16 protein-coding genes are annotated in these 18,695 nt (G+C 61.0%); 13 read left to right on the top strand and 3 right to left on the bottom strand.

Annotated elements, in window-relative coordinates:
- The first annotated feature begins 111 nt into the window (after nt 1–111).
- From QMK47_RS07110 to QMK47_RS07075, 8 genes are all read left to right on the top strand, one after another.
- Nucleotides 112–2,562, top strand: coding sequence for a penicillin acylase family protein (locus tag QMK47_RS07110; RefSeq protein ID WP_320389992.1), 2,451 nt, complete (start codon nt 112–114; stop codon nt 2,560–2,562).
- A gap of 368 nt (nt 2,563–2,930) precedes the next feature.
- On the top strand, nt 2,931–3,962 hold the full coding sequence (locus QMK47_RS07105) for a ligase-associated DNA damage response exonuclease (protein WP_320389991.1): 1,032 nt from the start codon (nt 2,931–2,933) through the stop codon (nt 3,960–3,962).
- Nucleotides 3,959–5,647, top strand: a complete 1,689-nt coding sequence (locus QMK47_RS07100; protein ID WP_320389990.1) for an ATP-dependent DNA ligase — start codon at nt 3,959–3,961, stop codon at nt 5,645–5,647. The genes QMK47_RS07105 and QMK47_RS07100 overlap by 4 nt, the downstream gene beginning before the upstream one ends.
- A 347-nt stretch (nt 5,648–5,994) precedes the next feature.
- Nucleotides 5,995–6,777: a transporter substrate-binding domain-containing protein gene (locus tag QMK47_RS07095; RefSeq protein ID WP_003198409.1), complete on the top strand. Its 783-nt coding sequence runs from the start codon at nt 5,995–5,997 to the stop codon at nt 6,775–6,777.
- Between the two features lie 58 nt (nt 6,778–6,835).
- A complete protein-coding gene (locus QMK47_RS07090) occupies nt 6,836–7,564 on the top strand; it encodes an ABC transporter permease (protein ID WP_253471968.1) in 729 nt (242 codons plus the stop codon).
- Nucleotides 7,561–8,271, top strand: a complete 711-nt coding sequence (locus QMK47_RS07085) for an ABC transporter permease (protein WP_063322691.1) — start codon at nt 7,561–7,563, stop codon at nt 8,269–8,271. Before QMK47_RS07090 ends, QMK47_RS07085 begins: the two co-directional genes overlap by 4 nt.
- A 27-nt stretch (nt 8,272–8,298) precedes the next feature.
- Complete coding sequence (locus QMK47_RS07080; protein WP_003198402.1) at nt 8,299–9,417, top strand: succinylglutamate desuccinylase/aspartoacylase family protein; 1,119 nt, start codon at nt 8,299–8,301, stop codon at nt 9,415–9,417.
- Nucleotides 9,418–9,430: 13 nt separating this feature from the next.
- Nucleotides 9,431–10,195 (top strand): ABC transporter ATP-binding protein, encoded by a 765-nt coding sequence (locus tag QMK47_RS07075; RefSeq protein ID WP_053118987.1) that lies wholly within the window; start codon nt 9,431–9,433, stop codon nt 10,193–10,195.
- Nucleotides 10,196–10,483: 288 nt separating this feature from the next.
- Here QMK47_RS07075 and QMK47_RS07070 read toward each other — a convergent pair whose 3' ends face one another.
- Together QMK47_RS07070 and dcd are read right to left on the bottom strand one after the other, a co-directional pair.
- Nucleotides 10,484–10,690, bottom strand: a complete 207-nt coding sequence (locus QMK47_RS07070) for a hypothetical protein (RefSeq protein WP_003184748.1) — start codon at nt 10,688–10,690, stop codon at nt 10,484–10,486.
- Nucleotides 10,691–10,792: 102 nt separating this feature from the next.
- Nucleotides 10,793–11,359: a dCTP deaminase gene (gene dcd / locus QMK47_RS07065; RefSeq protein WP_003184751.1), complete on the bottom strand. Its 567-nt coding sequence runs from the start codon at nt 11,357–11,359 to the stop codon at nt 10,793–10,795.
- Between the two features lie 354 nt (nt 11,360–11,713).
- Between dcd and QMK47_RS07060 the strand changes: the two genes are divergently transcribed.
- Complete coding sequence (locus tag QMK47_RS07060) at nt 11,714–11,923, top strand: cold-shock protein (RefSeq protein ID WP_002554837.1); 210 nt, start codon at nt 11,714–11,716, stop codon at nt 11,921–11,923.
- Between the two features lie 131 nt (nt 11,924–12,054).
- On the top strand, nt 12,055–13,482 hold the full coding sequence (locus tag QMK47_RS07055; protein ID WP_258690469.1) for a toxin-antitoxin system YwqK family antitoxin: 1,428 nt from the start codon (nt 12,055–12,057) through the stop codon (nt 13,480–13,482).
- 229 nt (nt 13,483–13,711) lie between these two features.
- Here the strand turns inward: QMK47_RS07055 and QMK47_RS07050 are convergent, their stop codons facing one another.
- Nucleotides 13,712–14,719, bottom strand: coding sequence for a DUF481 domain-containing protein (locus QMK47_RS07050; RefSeq protein ID WP_253471966.1), 1,008 nt, complete (start codon nt 14,717–14,719; stop codon nt 13,712–13,714).
- 136 nt (nt 14,720–14,855) lie between these two features.
- On the opposite strand from QMK47_RS07050, the gene QMK47_RS07045 reads away from it, so the two are divergent.
- The 3 genes from QMK47_RS07045 (at nt 14,856) to QMK47_RS07035 (ending at nt 18,682) form a co-directional block, all read left to right on the top strand.
- Nucleotides 14,856–15,233: an MGMT family protein gene (locus QMK47_RS07045; RefSeq protein ID WP_320390513.1), complete on the top strand. Its 378-nt coding sequence runs from the start codon at nt 14,856–14,858 to the stop codon at nt 15,231–15,233.
- Between the two features lie 44 nt (nt 15,234–15,277).
- Complete coding sequence (locus tag QMK47_RS07040; RefSeq protein ID WP_214511592.1) at nt 15,278–16,837, top strand: AmpG family muropeptide MFS transporter; 1,560 nt, start codon at nt 15,278–15,280, stop codon at nt 16,835–16,837.
- A gap of 129 nt (nt 16,838–16,966) precedes the next feature.
- Entirely contained in the window at nt 16,967–18,682 is a 1,716-nt protein-coding gene (locus QMK47_RS07035; RefSeq protein ID WP_214511591.1) for a proline--tRNA ligase, read from the top strand.
- Nucleotides 18,683–18,695 lie beyond the last annotated feature (13 nt).

Below are 18,695 nucleotides of genomic sequence, written 5' to 3'. Positions count from 1 at the left end.
GAGTTTCATCGCCAAACCAACAAATAACCCTCGCCCCGCTTGCGCGGCCCCCTCCTGCTCACTAACGTAGCGCCTTTATTGGTGCCACCCCCCTCCCGCAGGAGCTTTGCCATGGCCTCGCCAGCCTCGATTTCCCTTATCCCCCGGCTCGGCGTTGCCGCCGCAGTGGCCAGTGTGCTCGGTTTGAGCGGATGCCAGGCCTGGAATGCCCAGGACACTGTCCCGCCGACTTCCGGTGTGCAACCGCTCAAGGGGCTGGCGCAGAACGTCTCGGTCCGGCGCAATGCCACGGGCATGCCGCTGATCGAAAGCAACAGCTTCCATGATGCCCTGTTCACCCTCGGCTACGTCCACGCCAGCGATCGCATCACCCAGATGGTCACCCTGCGCCTGCTGGCCCAGGGGCGGCTGGCAGAGATGTCCGGCGCCGAACGGCTGGACGTCGACCGCTACATGCGCGCCGTCAACCTGAAGAAAAACGCCGACGAGCTGTACAAGGCGTCTTCGCCACGGCTCAAGCGTTTCTTCGAAGTCTATGCCCGCGGCGTCAACGCCTACCTGTTCCGCTACCGCGACAAGTTGCCGTCGGACCTGGCCGCCACCGGCTACAAACCCGAATACTGGAAACCGGAAGACTCGGCGCTGATGTTCTGCCTGCTGAATTTCAGCCAGTCAGCCAACCTGCCGGAAGAAATCGCCGGCCTGGTTCTGGCCCAGACCGTCACCAACGACAAACTCGCCTGGCTGAGCCCGTCCTACCCAGACGAACCACTGCCCGTGGCCGAGGCTGACAAACTCCAGGGCTTGCGACTCAACGGCCAGATTCCGGGCCTGAACGAGATCAGCAAGGCCACCAGCCAGTTGGCCGAGCTGAACCTTTTGAGCGCTGCGTCTTCGAGTAACTGGGCCATCGCGCCGCAACGCAGCCGCAGCGGCAAGAGCCTGCTGGCCAGTGACAGCCATGGGCCGCTGGGCATGCCGGGGCTGTGGAGCCCCGTACAGATCCGCGCGCCCAAGTACCAGGCGGCCGGGATTTCCGTGGCGGGCATCCCGATGATCCTGGCCGGGTTCAACGGCAAAGTGGCCTGGAGCATGACCAGCGTACTGGGGGACAACCAGGACCTGTTCCTGGAGAAAATCCGACGCCAGGGCAACGGCCTGTCCTATGAGGTCAACGGCAAATGGCAGCCAGCGATCGTGCGCAACGAAACCTATTTCATCAAAGGCCAGCGGCCGATTCGTGAAGCGGTGTTCGAGACCCGTCACGGCCCGCTGCTCAACAGCGCCCAGGGCCCGGCGATGGCCAACGGCTTTGGCCTGGCCTTGCAGACGCCGAGCTTGAGCGACGACAAGACCCTGGATGCTTTCTTCGACCTGTCCCGGGCGCAGAACGTCGAGAAAGCCTCCGACGCCAGCCGGGAAATCCGCGCCATGGCGGTGAACCTGGTATTTGCCGACGCCAGCCATATCGGCTGGCAAGTCACCGGTCGCTATCCAAACCGTCGTGAAGGCGAAGGCCTGTTGCCGTCGCCGGGTTGGGACGGCCGCTACGATTGGGACGGTTACGCCGACCCGATGCTGCACCCCTACGATCAGGACCCGGCCCAGGGCTGGCTTGGCACGGCCAACCAACGGGTCATTCCCCACGGCTACGGCATGCAACTGTCCAACTCGTGGGCCGCACCGGAGCGTGGCGAACGCCTGGCCGAACTGGCCGGCGCGGGCAAGCACGACACCCGCAGCCTGACCGCCATGCAATATGACCAGGGCACAACGTTCGCGGCCAAGCTCAAGAAAGTCTTCGAAGCGCCGGGCATGGCCCAACCGCTCAAACAGGCGATCGAAGCCCTGCCAGTGGCTGACCGGGCCAAGGCCCGCGAGGCCTACACGCGCTTGATGGCATTCGATGGCCGGCTCAGCCCGACCTCCGCCGACGCGGCGATCTATGAGCTGTTCCTGCAGGAAAGCATGAAGCAGATTTTCCTCGACGAGCTGGGCCCGGACAGCAGCCCGGCGTGGAAGGCACTGGTCGCCAACGGCCAATTGTCCTACTCGGCCCAGGCCGATCATCTGCTGGGGCGTGAAGACAGCCCGTTCTGGGACGATGTGCGCACACCTCAGAAAGAAGACAAGGCCGTCATCCTCGCCCGCAGCCTGGCCACCACCATCAGCGCCGGTGAAAGCCAGTTGGGCGGTGACCGCAAGGCTTGGCAGTGGGGCCAGTTGCATCGCTACGCGTGGAAGAACAGCAACGGCCAGATCGTACGTGGCCCGCTGCCGGCCGGTGGCGACGCCAGCACGCTCAACACCGCAGCGTTCGCTGGGGGGCAGGATTTCAACACCAACCTGGCGCCAGCCATGCGTTTTATCGTCGACTTCGGCCAGCCTGAACCGATGATGATCCAGGATGGCGCCGGACAGTCCGGCAACCCGGTCAGCCCGAACTATGCCAATGGCATCGATCCGTGGATCAAGGGGCAGTACCAGAGCCTGCCGTTGCAATCGCAGAATTTCGATCGGGGCTATGGCAAGACGCGATTGACCCTGGTGCCTGGCAAATAACTGCAACCTGGGGCTGGAGATAGGTTTTTTTGTGGCGAGGGAGCTTGCTCCCGCTGGACTGCGAAGCAGGCCCCTGCGTGTCTTCAGGCAGAATGCATCAGCCGGTTTACGACTGCTGCGCAGCCGAGCGGGAGCAAGCTCCCTCGCCACGGTTCTGGGTCTGGACTGACGCCATCGCGAGCAAGCTCGCTCCCACATTGGCTTTGTGTCGAATCGCCATACCGAATTCAACACCGCCCCCCTGTGGGAGCGAGCTTGCTCCGGGCGGCGATCCGACGATGGCGCCAGCCCATCCACCCCGAAAACCCGATAGAACTTCTCCCCCCGCCCTCGCCTCTACCTGACAAGCCCATCGCTCCGGTGACTGCATGGATCTTGTCATTGCCCGCCCCGAAGGCTTGTACTGTCCGCCCGGGGATTTCTACATCGACCCGTGGCGTGCAGTGGAACGTTCGGTCATCACCCACGCCCACGGCGACCATGCCCGCAGCGGCAACCAACACTACCTGGCAGCGGCACCCGGTGAAGGCATTCTGCGTTCACGCCTGGGCCAGGACATCAACCTGCAAACCCTGCCCTATGGCGAACGCCTGTCGCATCATGGCGTGACCTTGAGCTTTCACCCCGCCGGCCATGTGCTGGGCTCGGCCCAGGTGCGGCTGGAATATCAAGGCGAGGTCTGGGTGGCGTCGGGGGATTACAAAGTCGAGCCTGACGGCACCTGCACCCCGTTCGAGCCGGTGAAATGCCATACCTTCATCACTGAATCGACCTTCGGCCTACCGATCTACCGCTGGCAACCCCAGGCGCAGATCTTTGAAGAGATCAACCAGTGGTGGCGCGGGAACATCGCCGCCGGCCGAGCCAGCGTGTTGTTCTGCTATTCCTTCGGCAAGGCCCAGCGGATTCTCCACGGCATCGATGAAAGCCTCGGCCCGATCCTGGCCCATGGCGCGGTGGAGCCACTGAACCGGGTCTACCGCGAGGCCGGCGTTCACCTGCCGCCGACAATTTATGCCAGCGACATCGACAAGAACGACCCGATCATGGGCCAGGCGCTGGTCATCGCCCCGCCCTCTGCCGGGGGCAGCAGCTGGATGCGCCGCTTCGGCGACTACAGCGACGCCTTCGCCAGCGGCTGGATGCGCCTGCGCGGTACGCGGCGGCGCCGCGGCGTGGACCGGGGTTTTGTGCTGTCCGACCACGCCGACTGGCCTGGCCTGCTCTGGGCCATCGAACAGACCGGCGCCGAACGGGTGATGGTCACCCACGGTTCGGTAAGCGTGCTGGTGCGCCATCTCTGCGAGCAAGGCCTCGACGCCCAGGGGTTCAGCACCGAATACGGCGATGACGAAGAAGACCTCGCCACGGCCACCGACAGCGGTGCGCAGGCGTCATGAAAGCCTTCGCCGAGCTGTACGCCGAACTGGACGCCACCACCTCCAGCAATGCCAAGCTTGCCGCCATGCAAGCCTATTTCACCAAGGCTGCGCCTCAAGACGCGGCGTGGGCCGTGTATTTCCTGTCCGGCGGGCGTCCACGGCAACTGGTGCCGGTAAAAATCCTGCGGGAGTTGGCCGTGCAGGTGTCCGGGCTGTCCGCGTGGCTGTTCGAAGAGAGCTACCAGGCCGTGGGCGATTTGGCCGAAACCATCTCGTTGGTGTTGCCGGAATCGCCCCACCGTTCCGACGAGGGCCTGGCGTCGTGGATCGAGGAAAAACTGCTGCCATTGCGTGGCGAGTCGCCCGAGGTACTGGCGCTGCGCTTGCCCACGTTGTGGGCACAATTGGACCGGCCGAGCCTGATGCTGTGCATCAAGCTCATCACCGGCAGCTTTCGCGTCGGCGTGTCCAAATTGCTGGTCACCCGGGCCCTGGCCGGCATGGCCAACCTGGACAGCAAGCGGGTGGCCCAGCGTCTGGTGGGCTACACCGACCTGTCCCATCGTCCCACGGCCGCCAGCTACCTCAAGCTGATCGAGGCCGAATCCGACGATGAACATGCCCAGCGCGGCGGCCAGCCTTATCCGTTTTTCCTGGCCCACGCCTTGTCTGCCCCGGTGGAGCAACTCGACACCCTGCTGGGGCCGGCCAGCGACTGGCAGGTGGAATGGAAATGGGACGGCATCCGCTCCCAAGTGATCAAGCGCGACGGCCATTTATGGATCTGGTCCCGAGGCGAAGAACTGGTGACCGAGCGCTTCCCCGAACTGCACGCCCTGGCGCAGGCACTGCCCGACGGTACCGTGATCGATGGCGAAATCGTGGTGTGGAAAACCGCCCGGCCGGTGACCGAGGACGCCTTCGACCCGGAGGCGCCGCTGCAACCGGCGGTGCAACCCTTCGCCCTGTTGCAGCAGCGCATCGGTCGCAAGACCCTGGGCAAGAAAATCCTCGACGATGCGCCGGTGGTGGTGATGGCCTACGACCTGCTGGAATGGCAGGGCGAGGACTGGCGCAGCCGTCCCCAGGCCGAGCGCCGCGAACGGCTGGAGACACTGATCGCCCATGTTCACAGTCCGGTGTTGTTGCCATCGCCGACGGTCACCGGCCGGGACTGGTTCGACCTCGGCCGGCAACGCGAAACCTCTCGCCACCTCGGTGTCGAAGGCATGATGCTCAAGGCCCGCAACGCGCTGTACGGCGTTGGTCGCACCAAGGACATGGGCGTGTGGTGGAAATGGAAGATCGACCCCTTCAGCGTCGACGCGGTGCTGATCTATGCCCAGCGCGGCCATGGTCGGCGCGCCAGCCTGTACAGCGACTACACCTTCGCCGTATGGGACAACCCGCCGGACAGTCGCGAGCGCACACTGGTGCCATTTGCCAAGGCTTATTCAGGGCTGACCGATGCAGAAATGCGCCAGGTCGACAACATCGTGCGCAAGACCACCGTGGAGAAGTTCGGCCCGGTGAGCAGCGTCACGCCCACCCTGGTGTTCGAACTGGGTTTCGAAGGCATCGCCCTGTCCAATCGCCACAAGAGTGGGATCGCGGTGCGCTTTCCACGGATGTTGCGCTGGCGCCAGGACAAGCACGTCGACGAGGCCGACACACTGGCGACGCTGCAAGACCTGCTGAAATAGCAGGCACTCCCTTTGTGGCGAGGGAGCTTGCTCCCGCTGGGGCGCGAAGCGGCCCCCTGGTTCTGTCTGACACACCGCGAGGGGAGGCTGCGCCTCCAGCGGGAGCAAGCTCCCTCGCCACAAAGACCAAACCCAACACAACGCACGCTCCATCCCGGTGCGCTTTTTGATGTACGCTCGTCCTCGCGCACCAACGCGTTCCGTCTCCCGCCGCCAGTGCTTTTAAAACACTTGTTCGGCACTCTGGTTCGGAAATTGCTACCTTTATGCCGTCATACCGTTCTCGCCTTCACCGGTAACAATACTTACGCGCCACAAGCGCTCATATTGGTTTTAGGGATTGAATAATGAAAAAAGCACTGCTGACCCTTTCTGCACTGGCGTTGTGCATGGCTGCTGGCGTCGCCACGGCCAAGGAATACAAGGAACTGCGTTTTGGTGTCGACCCTTCCTACGCCCCATTTGAGTCCAAAGCCGCCGACGGCAGCCTGGTCGGTTTCGACATCGACCTGGGCAACGCGATCTGCGCAGAGCTGAAGGTCAAATGCAAATGGGTCGAAAGCGATTTCGACGGCATGATCCCGGGCCTCAAGGCCAATAAATTCGACGGCGTGATCTCCTCCATGACCGTTACCCCGGCTCGTGAAAAAGCCATCGACTTCTCCAGCGAGCTGTTCTCCGGCCCAACGGCCTATGTCTTCAAGAAAGGCTCGGGCCTGAGCGAAGACGTTGCCTCGCTCAAAGGCAAGACCGTCGGCTACGAGCAAGGCACCATCCAGGAAGCCTACGCCAAGGCCGTGCTGGACAAGGCCGGTGTGAAGACCCAGGCCTACCAGAACCAGGACCAGGTTTATTCCGACCTGACCTCCGGCCGCCTCGATGCGGCGATCCAGGACATGCTCCAGGCTGAGCTGGGCTTCCTGAAGTCGCCAAAAGGCGAAGGCTATGAAATCAGCAAGCCAGTGGACAGCGAACTGCTGCCAGCCAAGACCGCCATCGGTATCAAGAAAGGTAACAGTGAGCTGAAGGCGCTTTTGGATAAAGGTATCAAAGCGTTACACGACGACGGCAAGTACGCCGAGATCCAGAAAAAACACTTTGGCGATCTGAATCTGTACAGCGGCAAATAATGCGCGGCGCCCATCCGGTCTCGGATGGGCGCTTTTCTCCTGCCAAAGGCTTTCTTCCATGTTCGAACAACTCCTACAAAATCTGGGGCTCTCCGCCTTCAGCCTGCAGGGCTTTGGCCCGCTGCTGATGCAAGGCACCTGGATGACCATCAAGCTGTCGGCCCTGTCCTTGCTGTTGAGCGTCTTGCTCGGCCTGCTGGGCGCCAGCGCCAAGCTTTCCAGCGTCAAACTGCTGCGAATCCCTGCCCAGCTCTACACCACGCTGATCCGCGGCGTGCCGGACCTGGTGCTGATGCTGCTGATCTTCTACAGCCTGCAAACCTGGCTGACCTCGCTTACCGACTTCATGGAATGGGAATACATCGAGATCGACCCATTCGGCGCCGGGGTGATCACCCTGGGCTTCATCTATGGCGCGTACTTCACCGAAACCTTTCGCGGCGCGATCCTCGCGGTCCCCCGAGGCCAGGTCGAAGCCGCCACCGCGTATGGCCTCAAGCGTGGCCAGCGCTTTCGCGTCGTGGTGTTCCCACAAATGATGCGCTTTGCCCTGCCGGGTATCGGCAACAACTGGATGGTGATACTCAAGGCCACCGCGCTGGTGTCGATCATCGGCCTGGCCGACCTGGTCAAGGCGGCCCAGGATGCGGGCAAGAGCACCTACCAGCTGTTTTACTTCCTGGTACTGGCGGCACTGATCTATCTGCTGATCACCAGCGCGTCCAACGTCATCCTGCGCTGGCTTGAACGCCGCTACGCCGCCGGAGCCCGGGAGGCGGTGCGATGATCGAACTTCTGCAAGAATACTGGCGGCCATTCCTTTACAGCGATGGCGTCAACGTCACGGGCCTGGCCATGACCCTGTGGCTGCTCAGCGCCTCGCTGCTGATCGGTTTCCTGGTATCGATCCCGCTGTCCATCGCCCGGGTTTCACCCAAGTTCTACGTCCGCTGGCCGGTGCAGTTCTACACCTATCTGTTCCGTGGCACACCGCTCTATATCCAACTGCTGATCTGCTACACCGGCATCTACAGCATCGCGGCGGTGCGCGCCCAGCCCCTGCTCGACAGTTTCTTTCGCGACGCAATGAACTGCACGATCCTGGCCTTCGCCTTGAACACCTGCGCCTACACCACGGAAATTTTCGCCGGGGCGATTCGCAGCATGAACCATGGCGAAGTCGAGGCGGCCAAGGCCTACGGCCTGACCGGTTGGAGGCTGTACACCTACGTGATCATGCCGTCGGCGCTGCGCCGCTCGCTGCCGTATTACAGCAACGAAGTCATCCTGATGCTGCACTCGACGACCGTGGCGTTCACCGCTACCGTTCCAGACGTGCTGAAAGTGGCCCGGGACGCCAACTCGGCGACGTTCCTGACGTTCCAGTCGTTCGGGATCGCCGCGTTGATCTACCTGACCGTCACCTTTGCACTGGTGGGCCTCTTCCGCCTCGCCGAACGCCGCTGGCTGGCCTTTCTCGGGCCGACCCACTAGGGCTTTTGTTCCAGGACACACACGCACATGCGCCACCAGATCCATGACCTGCTGGCCCCAGTACCGGGGACCGCACGCAAGATCCACAGCTTCCACTTCGGCCCGGAAAAAGCCGTCGGCAAAATCTATATCCAGTCGTCCCTGCACGCCGATGAACTGCCGGGCATGCTGGTCGCCTGGCACCTCAAGCAGCGCCTGGCCGAACTCGAAGCGTCGGGCCACCTGCGGCACGAGATCGTGCTGGTGCCCGTCGCCAACCCCATCGGCCTCGAACAAGTGCTGATGGACGTGCCCCTGGGCCGCTACGAAACCGAGAGCGGGCAGAACTTCAACCGCCGCTTCGTCGACCTGAGCGAAGAGATCGGCAACGAAATCCAGGACCTGCTCACCGACGATCCGCAGCACAACCTGATGCTGATCCGCACCAGCCTGCGCGACGCCCTCGCCCGGCAGACCCCAGGCACGCAACTGCAATCCCTGCGCCTGGCCCTGCAACGGCTGGCCTGCGACGCCGACATGGTGCTGGACCTGCATTGCGACTTCGAAGCCGTGGCCCACCTCTACACCACGCCCGAAGCCTGGCCACAGGTCGAACCACTGGCCCGCTACATCGGTGCCGAAGCCTGCCTGCTGGCGACCGATTCGGGCGGCCAGTCGTTCGACGAATGCTTCACCCTGCTCTGGTGGCAACTCAAGGAACGCTTCGGCGAACGCTTCGAGATTCCCCTGGGCAGTTTTTCGGTCACCGTGGAGTTGCGTGGCCAGGGTGACGTCAACCACGGGCTGGCGAGCCTGGACTGCCAGGCCTTGATCGAATACCTGATCCGTTTCGGGGCCATCGACGGCGAACCGATGCCCATGCCCGAGTTGCCCTACCCGGCCACGCCACTGGCCGCTGTCGAGCCGGTGGCGACGCCAGTGGGTGGGTTGCTGGTCTACAGCGCCCTGCCCGGCGAATACCTGGAGGCGGGGCAGTTGATCGCGGAAGTCATCGACCCGGTCAACGACACCGTCACCCCCGTTCATTGCCGTAACGCCGGGCTGCTGTACGCCCGTTCGCTGCGCCGCATGGCCACGGCCGGCATGGTGATCGCCCATGTCGCCGGCACCGAAGCCTATCGCAGCGGCTACCTACTTTCGCCTTGAGGATGCATGCTCCATGTACAAACTGACCATCGAAGGCCTGCATAAAAGCTATGGCGAACATGAAGTGCTCAAGGGCGTTTCGCTCAAGGCCAAGACCGGCGACGTCATCAGCCTCATTGGCGCCAGCGGCTCAGGCAAAAGTACCTTTTTGCGCTGCATCAATTTCCTGGAACAACCCAACGACGGCGCCATGAGCCTGGACGGCCAGCCGATCCAGATGATCAAGGACCGCCACGGCATGCACGTGGCCGACGCCGACGAACTGCAACGCATCCGCACGCGCTTGGCCATGGTGTTCCAGCACTTCAACCTGTGGAGCCACATGACCGTACTGGAAAACATCACCATGGCACCGCGCCGGGTGCTGGGGGTCAGCAAGCAGGAAGCCGACGACCGCGCCCGTCGTTATCTCGACAAGGTCGGCCTGCCGGCACGGGTCGCCGAGCAATACCCGGCGTTCCTCTCCGGCGGCCAGCAACAGCGCGTGGCCATTGCCCGCGCCCTGGCGATGGAGCCGGAGGTGATGCTGTTCGACGAACCCACCTCGGCCCTGGACCCGGAGCTGGTGGGTGAAGTGCTGAAGGTGATCCAGGGCCTGGCTGAGGAAGGCCGGACCATGATCATGGTGACCCACGAAATGAGTTTCGCCCGCAAAGTCTCGAACCAGGTGCTGTTCCTGCACCAGGGCCTGGTGGAAGAAGAAGGCGCGCCGGAAGACGTGCTGGGCAATCCCACCAGTGAACGGCTCAAGCAGTTTCTCAGTGGCAACCTGAAATAAATTTCGGACTCCCCTGAAAAGGAGGCGCCAGGCGCCAATGCCTGTCAGTTAGGAGCAAACGGCATAAATCCTGGGGGAGCAAAGCTTGCTCGCGATAGCGGCAGAGTCGCCAATATCTTAGTCGGCTGGCTTACCGTAATCGCGAGCAAGCTTTGCTCCCACAGGTTTGCTGCTTAACTGACTGGCATTCGGCGCCAGGCGCTGCTTTTGTGGCGAGGGAGCTTGCTCCCGCTGGAGGCGCAGCCTCCCCTTGCAGCGTGTCATCCAGATCCAGGGGGCCATGATTCATCAGGCAACAGGCGCAGGAGGCGGCTCGTCCGGCAGGGTAGGTTCGCCGGGCTCGGTAGGTTGTTCGTTGGGGGTATCGGGATCAGGCTGGCCAGGGATGCCGCCCGCTGCTTCGACAGGATGGGCCAGCAATGACCAGGCCATGACGCCGATCTGATTGGGCTCAAGCCTTGCCAGTTCGGCACTGATTCGCGGATCGATCTTCATAGAGCAGCTCCTGAGCGAAGGCCCGCTGCGCTGACGCACAAAAACGGGCAGTACACGCAATAGAGTGTCTGCCCGCCCAGGAATTCCAACAGCTCGTCAGATTCAGGTACGCGGCAGCGTCACGCCGCGCTGGCCCTGGTACTTGCCGCCACGATCCTTGTAGGAAACCTCACATTCTTCATCGGATTCCAGGAACAGCATCTGCGCCACACCCTCGTTGGCGTAGATTTTCGCCGGCAGGGTCGTGGTGTTGGAGAATTCCAGGGTCACGTGGCCTTCCCACTCGGGTTCCAGCGGCGTGACGTTGACGATGATGCCGCAACGGGCGTAGGTGCTCTTGCCCAGGCAGATGGTCAGTACGTTGCGCGGAATGCGGAAGTACTCGACGGTACGGGCCAGGGCGAAGGAGTTCGGCGGGATGATGCACACGTCGCTCTTGACGTCGACGAAGCTCTTCTCGTCGAAATTCTTCGGGTCGACGGTGGCCGAATTGATATTGGTGAACACCTTGAATTCGTCGGCGCAGCGCACGTCGTAGCCGTAGCTGGAGACACCGAAGGAGATCAGCCGGTCGGCGCCTTCGCCACGCATCTGGCGTTCGACGAAGGGCTCGATCATGCCGTGCTCTTGCGCCATGCGGCGAATCCACTTGTCCGATTTGATGCTCATGGCGGTTTCCTGAAATAGCGAGGTGGAAAAAATACGTCCGGCATCTTACCGGGGCGCGGGGCAGGGTTCAAAGCACGGCGCGTAAATCTCGCCGATCCGCCTTGATTTCCGGGTCCTGCCGGCCATCGCCCGCGCCGTCAGTCACCAAATAAGAGAAACCTTCGCAAAGACCATTGGCACATTCTGGAAAAAGGGTTAAGGTGGCGCCACTGTGTTGCTTGTGTCACTGAGAATCTCTACACGATATGTTGAATTTCGATCCAACCATCTACAAGAATTTTTCCTGCTCTTTGCACTCAGTCTCGGCCAGGGTTCTTCCTGAGTCGCAGTTATCTTTGTTCAAGGAGTTACACCATGTCTAATCGCCAAACCGGTACCGTTAAGTGGTTCAACGATGAAAAAGGCTTCGGCTTCATCACCCCACAATCCGGTGACGACCTGTTCGTTCACTTCAAAGCTATCCAATCCGACGGCTTCAAAAGCCTGAAAGAAGGCCAACAGGTTTCTTTCATCGCTACCCGCGGTCAGAAAGGCATGCAAGCTGAAGAAGTTCAAGTTATCTAACTTGTCCTTGCTTTAGTAAAAGGCCCCGCCCTCAAAAGCGGGGCTTTTTTGTGTCCTAGTGTTTTACCAGCCCTCAGCCCCGCTTCTGCTCTATATGATTCGCACCCTGAAAATCACATGGAAGAAGCAGGATGCAGCTCATTTCCTGGAAGGCGCTCAACGCAGCACTACTCGTTTTTGCCCCTCCTCTCAATGCAGAATCACGACCTGATCACCCTTCGGTCATAACAGCGATGAATCCTCGCGCCACGTACCTGGCGAAAGGTCCAGAGGTTAACGGCCACTCCGCAATACAGTTAAGAGCCGCAGCACGCCTGACCCTCTCTACACCTCACTCCTGCGGGAGCAACGAGGTTTACCTCACCCCTGAATCCATAGGGGTGCCAGATGAATCGTTTCGGCGGGCACTTGGCGAAGTTCAGGATCTGATAGACCAGAAAACCCCTCTTCTCTTGACGCTTTCAAACTGCGAACGCAAACGCGCTTTTCTTGAAAAAGTCCGCCCCTGTACCCCCGAAAAATGCGGGGAGCTGACCGCTACGCTGGTCGACGGAAAACTTTTTCTGGATGAGGACTATAAACCAACGGGAAAAAGTCTCGCGGCTTATTACCTGGAAATGCCTATGCCTTACGACAGCAAACGCCAGGCATGGCGGGCGAAAGTTTTTTACGTCAACTCCCGAGCTCTGCGCTACGACTACTTCGTAAATGCGGAAGATTTCGCTTCAAGCCGCCCCGTATTCGAAGCCAAAGCCTATTATCCAACCGGGCAGCTACACCATCGCTACCAAAATGATCGGGATGGCCTACGCCAGGGAGAATCGCTGACCTACTCCCGAGACGGCGTGATCATCCAACGAGAAAATCACCTGAACAATGAGCTGGACGGTTGGCAAACCACCTATCACGACAACGGCAAAATCGCCGATTCCTTCAAATGGCATCAAGGCACGCTGGAGGACGGTGAGTATCTTGAATATGACGAAAACCAAAGGGTGATTGGCCGAACCAGCTATAAGGCTGGCGTGTGGGATGGACCGGCTCTGGCTTACTACCCGAACGGTAAGCTAAGAAGCCGCACATTCTTCGTTCGTGGCAAAGCTCAAGGTTTCAGCCCCATCTATTTTGAAAATGGCGCGCTCCAGGTATCTCGGAACTTGCTCAACGGTAAGCCTGATGGCTGGGTGGTAGAGTACTTTCCCAATGGCAAGACCAAAAGAAAGGAGCTCTATCAGCGTGGGATGCAGCGCAGCTACGCTCTCTGGAACGAGCAGGGTACCCAAACAATCGAATGGCAGTGGGACGAACATAAACGCGAACAAGGCAATTTCAAGCAGTGGTATGAAAATGGCCAGCTCAAGGAGCATAAGACCTACAAAGACGGGCAGCTTCAAGGGCACGTCAAAAACTGGGCAGAAAACGGTCAGCTGCGCTCATCCGTTCACTATCGGGATAACAAACGCCACGGCACCAGCCAATACTGGACTGGCAATGGAAAGCTAGTGGAAGACTGCAAATACACCAACGGTGTACGCGAGCAGGAATGTCAACGCGGGTAAAGACCCAGCCTAGCTAACTGAACTGCCCATCATCATTGGTTACCGAAAAGCTCTGTAACCGAATCAGCCGACAGAGTGTTTTTGATAACGCGCCCCAGTTTTACCCGCGCACAAAAAACTGTGGGAGCGAGCTTGCTCGCGATAGCGGTGGACCAGCAACATCAACGCTGACTGATAGACCGCTACCGCGAGCAAGCTCGCTCCCACAGGATTTGTTAATCGCCTGGGATTACCAGGTCACGCCAAATCCAGCCGTGTAGCGCGTCTTGCTCAAGTCGCTGTCCTCGGTGCCTTCAATGACATCCTTCTCAGCCTTGAGGTTGAGCGACGCCCAATCGGTAACCTTGTAGCGTAACCCCACTTCAGCGTCGTAGGCGTAATCCGCCACGTCGGACAGTGGCTTGCCCACTTCACCATTGGTGAAGAACTCGACGCGCTTGCCAATCAGGTAGCGGTTGTAGTCCCACTTCATGGCGACGGAATAGAAGTTGTCCTTGCCGCCGTCGCGGTATTCATAGTCGGTGCGGTTCAACAGCGACCCCAGCGAGAACGCGCCCAGTTCGTCATCCCAGAACTGATAGCCCGGACCGGTACCCACCACGCGCTGGCGCGCCAGGTCTTCGACTTTGTCGCGCTTGTAGTTCAGGCGACCTTGCCAGAACCACTTGTCGGTGATGAACCGGTCGAGGGAATACTCCAGGCGCCAGTTATCGGCGGAAACCACATCGTCCTGGAATTCACGGTTGTATTCGCCTTCGGCGGTGTGCCGCCATCTGCCGTGGCGCGCCGAAGTCTTGAAGTCGATGTCGTAATCGTCGGTATCGTTTTCCGCACGCTGGTAATCCAGCGCGGCATCGATATTGCCTTTCCACACCAGGTCCTCGACCACCGGCTTGGGCTTGAGGATCTGCTGGATACTGGCCAGATCGACAGTCTTGGGCGCATCACCGTTGGCCAAGGTGACCTTGCCATCCTCGGCCGCATGCAGCGCCTTGGCTTTCTCGCCGGTATAAGCATCCTGCTTGACCAAAAGTTGCTGATCACTCTCCAGCGTCTTGACCTGTTTCCAGTCGACGGGAATCGCCCCGGCGTAATCGGTCTGGATCAGCAACTTGCCGCCATCAAAAACGGTAATCTTGCCGCTGAGTTTGTCCCCATTCTTCAACCAGACGGTGTCGGCAAGCAAGGGCATGGAGGCACTGGCAACAGCCAGGCAAAGCAGGGTTCTAGACAACATAAGCGATAAAGGGCTCAAGTTTGCGGTGAAAAGGCGGCATTATCCCCCAGGATGACACCTCAGCAAGGACTGACCCGCGTAAGGGTGATGAGTTCATTTCTCAATCAGCGCTGTAGGAATTAATCTACAGACGGACATCCCCATTTCAGGAACCCTTTACGTGACCGATACCCCAGCGGGCACCGAGAACACCGCCCAAATCCGCCGCACCACCCTTTACCTGACCCTGGCACAGGTGCCAGCGGGCAAGGTGGTCACCTATGGCCAACTGGCTGAAATGGCCGGCCTGGGCCGCGCGGCGCGCTGGGTCGGGCGGACCCTCAGCCAATTGCCGAACGACACGAAGCTGCCCTGGCATCGGGTATTGGGTGCCGGCGGTCGGATCAGCCTGCCGGCGGGCAGCGCTTCAGGGGATGAACAGCGCGCACGCCTGCGCATGGAAGGGATCAGTGTCCTGAACAATCGTGTTGATATTCAGCGCCATGGCTGGCGCCCGGTAGAGCACAGCGGTTAGAGTGCGCGCTTTGTTTTCGCAATTTTTGAGGCAGACTCCAGCCCATGCCCCGTAAAACCTGGCGCGCCGCCCTCGCCGCCTATGCCAGTCCCTCGACGCTCGTGCTGTTGCTGCTTGGCTTCGCCGCCGGCTTGCCGTACATGCTGGTGTTCTCTACGCTTTCGGTCTGGTTGCGCGAAGCCGGTGTGGCCCGCGAGACCATTGGCTACGCGAGCCTGATCGGCCTGGCATACGCCTTTAAATGGGTCTGGTCGCCGCTGCTCGACCAATGGCGCCTGCCGCTGCTGGGTAAACTCGGGCGTCGGCGTTCATGGCTGGTGCTCTCCCAGGGCCTGGTAATCCTCGGCCTGATCGGCATGGGTTTCTGCGACCCACAGAAACACCTGTCATGGTTGATCGCCATCGCCGTCATCGTGGCCTTCGCCTCCGCGACGCAGGACATCGCCGTCGACGCCTATCGCCTGGAGATCGCCGACGACACCCGCCAGGCCGCCCTCGCCGCCAGCTACATGTCCGGCTACCGCGTCGCGGCACTGCTGGCCACCGCCGGCGCCCTGTTTTTCGCCGAAGGGTTTGGCTCCACCGGCTTCAACTACAAACACTCGGCCTGGACCGGCACTTACCTGCTGTTCGGTGTATTGATGGTCCCGGCGTTGCTTACCTCGCTGTTCATGCGCGAACCGCCGGTGCCGCTGCGCACCCAACTGCAGGCCGGACGCTACTCGTTCGCCCATCAACTGGCATCGGTGTTCGTGCTGATCGTGCTGCTGGTGTCTGTCCCGGCGATGTTCACCCAGCTCTACAACACCGACTTCGCCAGCGTGCTGTTCGAGGGCGTCAGCCTGCTTGACCTGCTGCTCGAAGACCGCGCGTTCCTGCGGGCCATCCTCTATATCATCCTGACCGCCCTGTGCCTGTCGGCCGTGGGCCGCCGCGGATTGGCGCCGGTGCTGACGCCGGTCAACGATTTCATCCTGCGTTACCGCTGGCAGGCCCTGCTGTTGCTCGGGCTGATCGCGACCTATCGCATGTCTGACACCGTCATGGGCGTCATGGCCAACGTGTTCTACATCGACCAGGGGTTCACCAAGGACCAGATCGCCAGCGTCAGCAAGATTTTCGGGTTGATCATGACCCTCGTCGGTGCCGGCATGGGCGGCCTGCTGATCGTACGTTTCGGCATCCTGCCCATCCTGTTCATCGGTGGCGTCGCCTCGGCCAGCACCAACATCCTCTTCCTGATGCTCACCGACATGGGCGCCGACCTGAAGATGTTGATTGTCACCATATCCCTGGATAACTTCAGCTCCGGCCTGGCCACTTCGGCGTTCGTCGCCTACCTGTCGAGCCTGACCAACCTGAAATTCTCCGCCACTCAATACGCCCTGCTCAGCTCGATCATGCTGTTGCTGCCGCGCCTGATCGGTGGTTATTCAGGGGTGATGGTGGAGAAGTTCGGCTATCACAACTTCTTCCTGATCACCGCGTTGCTGGGCGTTCCGACCCTGCTGCTGATCGCCTTGCACTGGTTCCAGGAGAACCGTCGCCAGGGCTCGACGCCCACCGCGGAACCGACGCCCACCCGGCCTGCGGAAGAGTCGTAGGAAACTTCAGAAAACGCCGGGGAAACCGGCGTTCGCATCGGGCGACCGGCCACGCGCCTGTACGCCAGGGCATCTCGCCCGTACAATGCTCCGTCACTTCTCGTCATCAGCAACCGACAACGGCCAACCATGCGCACCAGTCAATATTTGCTCGCCACACAGAAAGAAACGCCTTCCGACGCCGTCGTGATCAGCCATCAGTTGATGCTGCGTGCCGGCATGATCCGCAAACTCGCCTCGGGCCTGTACACCTGGCTGCCGATGGGCCTGCGGGTCATGCGCAAGGTGGAAGCCATCGTTCGCGAAGAGATGGACGCTGCCGGTTGCCTGGAAGTGTTGATGCCGGGCACCCAACCGGCCGAGCTGTGGCAGGAATCGGGGCGCTGGGAAGAATACGGCCCTGAGCTGCTGCGCATCAAAGACCGTCACGGTCGCGACTTCTGTGCAGGCCCGACTCACGAAGAAGTGATCACCGACCTGATGCGCAACGAGTTGAGCAGCTACAAGCAGCTGCCGATCAACCTGTACCAGATCCAGACCAAATTCCGTGATGAAATCCGGCCACGCTTCGGCCTGATGCGCGGTCGCGAATTCATCATGAAGGACGCCTACTCGTTCCACACCGACCTGGCCTCGCTGCAAGTCACCTACGACCGCATGCACCAGGCATATTGCAACGTGTTCACCCGCCTGGGCCTGAAATTCCGTCCGGTTGAAGCCGACAACGGCTCCATCGGCGGTGCCGGCTCCCACGAGTTCCACGTACTGGCCGAGTCCGGCGAAGACGACATCGTCTTCAGCAATGGCTCCGACTACGCCGCCAACATCGAGAAAGCCGAAGCCGTGCCACGGGAAACCTCCCGCGCCGCGCCGACCGAAGAGTTGCGCCTGGTAGACACGCCGAACGCCAAGACCATTGCCCAGTTGGTGGAAGGCTACGACCTGCCGATCGAGCGCACCATCAAGACCCTGATCGTGCGGGCCGAAGAGGAAGGCAAGCTGATTGCCCTGATCGTCCGTGGTGACCACGAGCTCAATGAAATCAAGGCCGCCAACCAGCCTGGCGTCGCCAGCCCGCTGGTCATGGCCACCGAAGCCGACCTGCGCGACGCCATTGGCGCCGGTGCCGGCTCCCTCGGCCCATTGAACCTGCCACTGCCGATCATCATTGATCGCTCGGTGGAGTTGATGAGCGATTTCGCCATCGGCGCCAACGTCGACGACAAGCATTACTTTGGCGTGAACTGGGAACGCGACCTGCCGGTTCCAACCGTCGCGGACCTGCGCAACGTCGTGGCCGGCGACCCGAGCCCGGACGGCAAGGGCACCCTGGAAATCAAGCGAGGCATCGAAGTCGGGCACATCTTCCAGCTGGGCAACAAGTACAGCAAGGCGATGAAGTGCGAAGTGCTGGGCGAAAACGGCAAGCCGGTCACCCTGGAAATGGGTTGCTATGGCATCGGCGTTTCCCGCGTGGTGGCTGCCGCCATCGAGCAGAACAACGACGAGAAAGGCATCATCTGGAGCGACACGCTGGCGCCTTTCCAGATTGCCCTGGTGCCGCTGCGCTATGAAACCGACCTGGTGCGTGAAGCCACCGACAAGCTCTACGCCGAACTGACGGCCGCCGGCTTTGAAGTGCTGCTGGACGACCGCGACAAGAAAACCAGCCCCGGCATCAAGTTCGCGGACATGGAACTGATCGGCATCCCGCATCGGATCGTCGTCAGTGACCGTGGCCTGGCCGAAGGCAACCTGGAATACAAGAGCCGCACCGAGGCCGAGCCGCAAGCGCTGCCGGTCGCCGACGTGCTGTCGTTCCTCCAGGCCCGTATCCGCCGCTGACACCAGATAGAGA

This window comes from Pseudomonas sp. P9_35, from assembly GCF_034008205.1.
GTDB lineage: Bacteria > Pseudomonadota > Gammaproteobacteria > Pseudomonadales > Pseudomonadaceae > Aquipseudomonas > Aquipseudomonas kilonensis.
The sequence above is the reverse complement of the archived record's forward strand: the minus strand, read 5'-3'. Positions and strand labels throughout refer to the sequence as shown.

What these genes read in the sequence shown, in the direction of transcription:
- QMK47_RS07100 (WP_320389990.1), top strand. Translation starts at nt 3,959, where the DNA reads ATGAAAGCCTTCGCCGAGCTGTACGCCGAACTGGACGCCACCACCTCC.
- QMK47_RS07080 (WP_003198402.1), top strand. Translation starts at nt 8,299, where the DNA reads ATGCGCCACCAGATCCATGACCTGCTGGCCCCAGTACCGGGGACCGCA.
- QMK47_RS07075 (WP_053118987.1), top strand. Translation starts at nt 9,431, where the DNA reads ATGTACAAACTGACCATCGAAGGCCTGCATAAAAGCTATGGCGAACAT.
- QMK47_RS07110 (WP_320389992.1), top strand. Translation starts at nt 112, where the DNA reads ATGGCCTCGCCAGCCTCGATTTCCCTTATCCCCCGGCTCGGCGTTGCC.
- QMK47_RS07040 (WP_214511592.1), top strand. Translation starts at nt 15,278, where the DNA reads ATGCCCCGTAAAACCTGGCGCGCCGCCCTCGCCGCCTATGCCAGTCCC.
- QMK47_RS07070 (WP_003184748.1), bottom strand. Translation starts at nt 10,690, where the DNA reads ATGAAGATCGATCCGCGAATCAGTGCCGAACTGGCAAGGCTTGAGCCC.
- QMK47_RS07105 (WP_320389991.1), top strand. Translation starts at nt 2,931, where the DNA reads ATGGATCTTGTCATTGCCCGCCCCGAAGGCTTGTACTGTCCGCCCGGG.
- QMK47_RS07050 (WP_253471966.1), bottom strand. Translation starts at nt 14,719, where the DNA reads ATGTTGTCTAGAACCCTGCTTTGCCTGGCTGTTGCCAGTGCCTCCATG.
- dcd (WP_003184751.1), bottom strand. Translation starts at nt 11,359, where the DNA reads ATGAGCATCAAATCGGACAAGTGGATTCGCCGCATGGCGCAAGAGCAC.
- QMK47_RS07060 (WP_002554837.1), top strand. Translation starts at nt 11,714, where the DNA reads ATGTCTAATCGCCAAACCGGTACCGTTAAGTGGTTCAACGATGAAAAA.
- QMK47_RS07090 (WP_253471968.1), top strand. Translation starts at nt 6,836, where the DNA reads ATGTTCGAACAACTCCTACAAAATCTGGGGCTCTCCGCCTTCAGCCTG.
- QMK47_RS07035 (WP_214511591.1), top strand. Translation starts at nt 16,967, where the DNA reads ATGCGCACCAGTCAATATTTGCTCGCCACACAGAAAGAAACGCCTTCC.
- QMK47_RS07095 (WP_003198409.1), top strand. Translation starts at nt 5,995, where the DNA reads ATGAAAAAAGCACTGCTGACCCTTTCTGCACTGGCGTTGTGCATGGCT.
- QMK47_RS07055 (WP_258690469.1), top strand. Translation starts at nt 12,055, where the DNA reads ATGCAGCTCATTTCCTGGAAGGCGCTCAACGCAGCACTACTCGTTTTT.
- QMK47_RS07085 (WP_063322691.1), top strand. Translation starts at nt 7,561, where the DNA reads ATGATCGAACTTCTGCAAGAATACTGGCGGCCATTCCTTTACAGCGAT.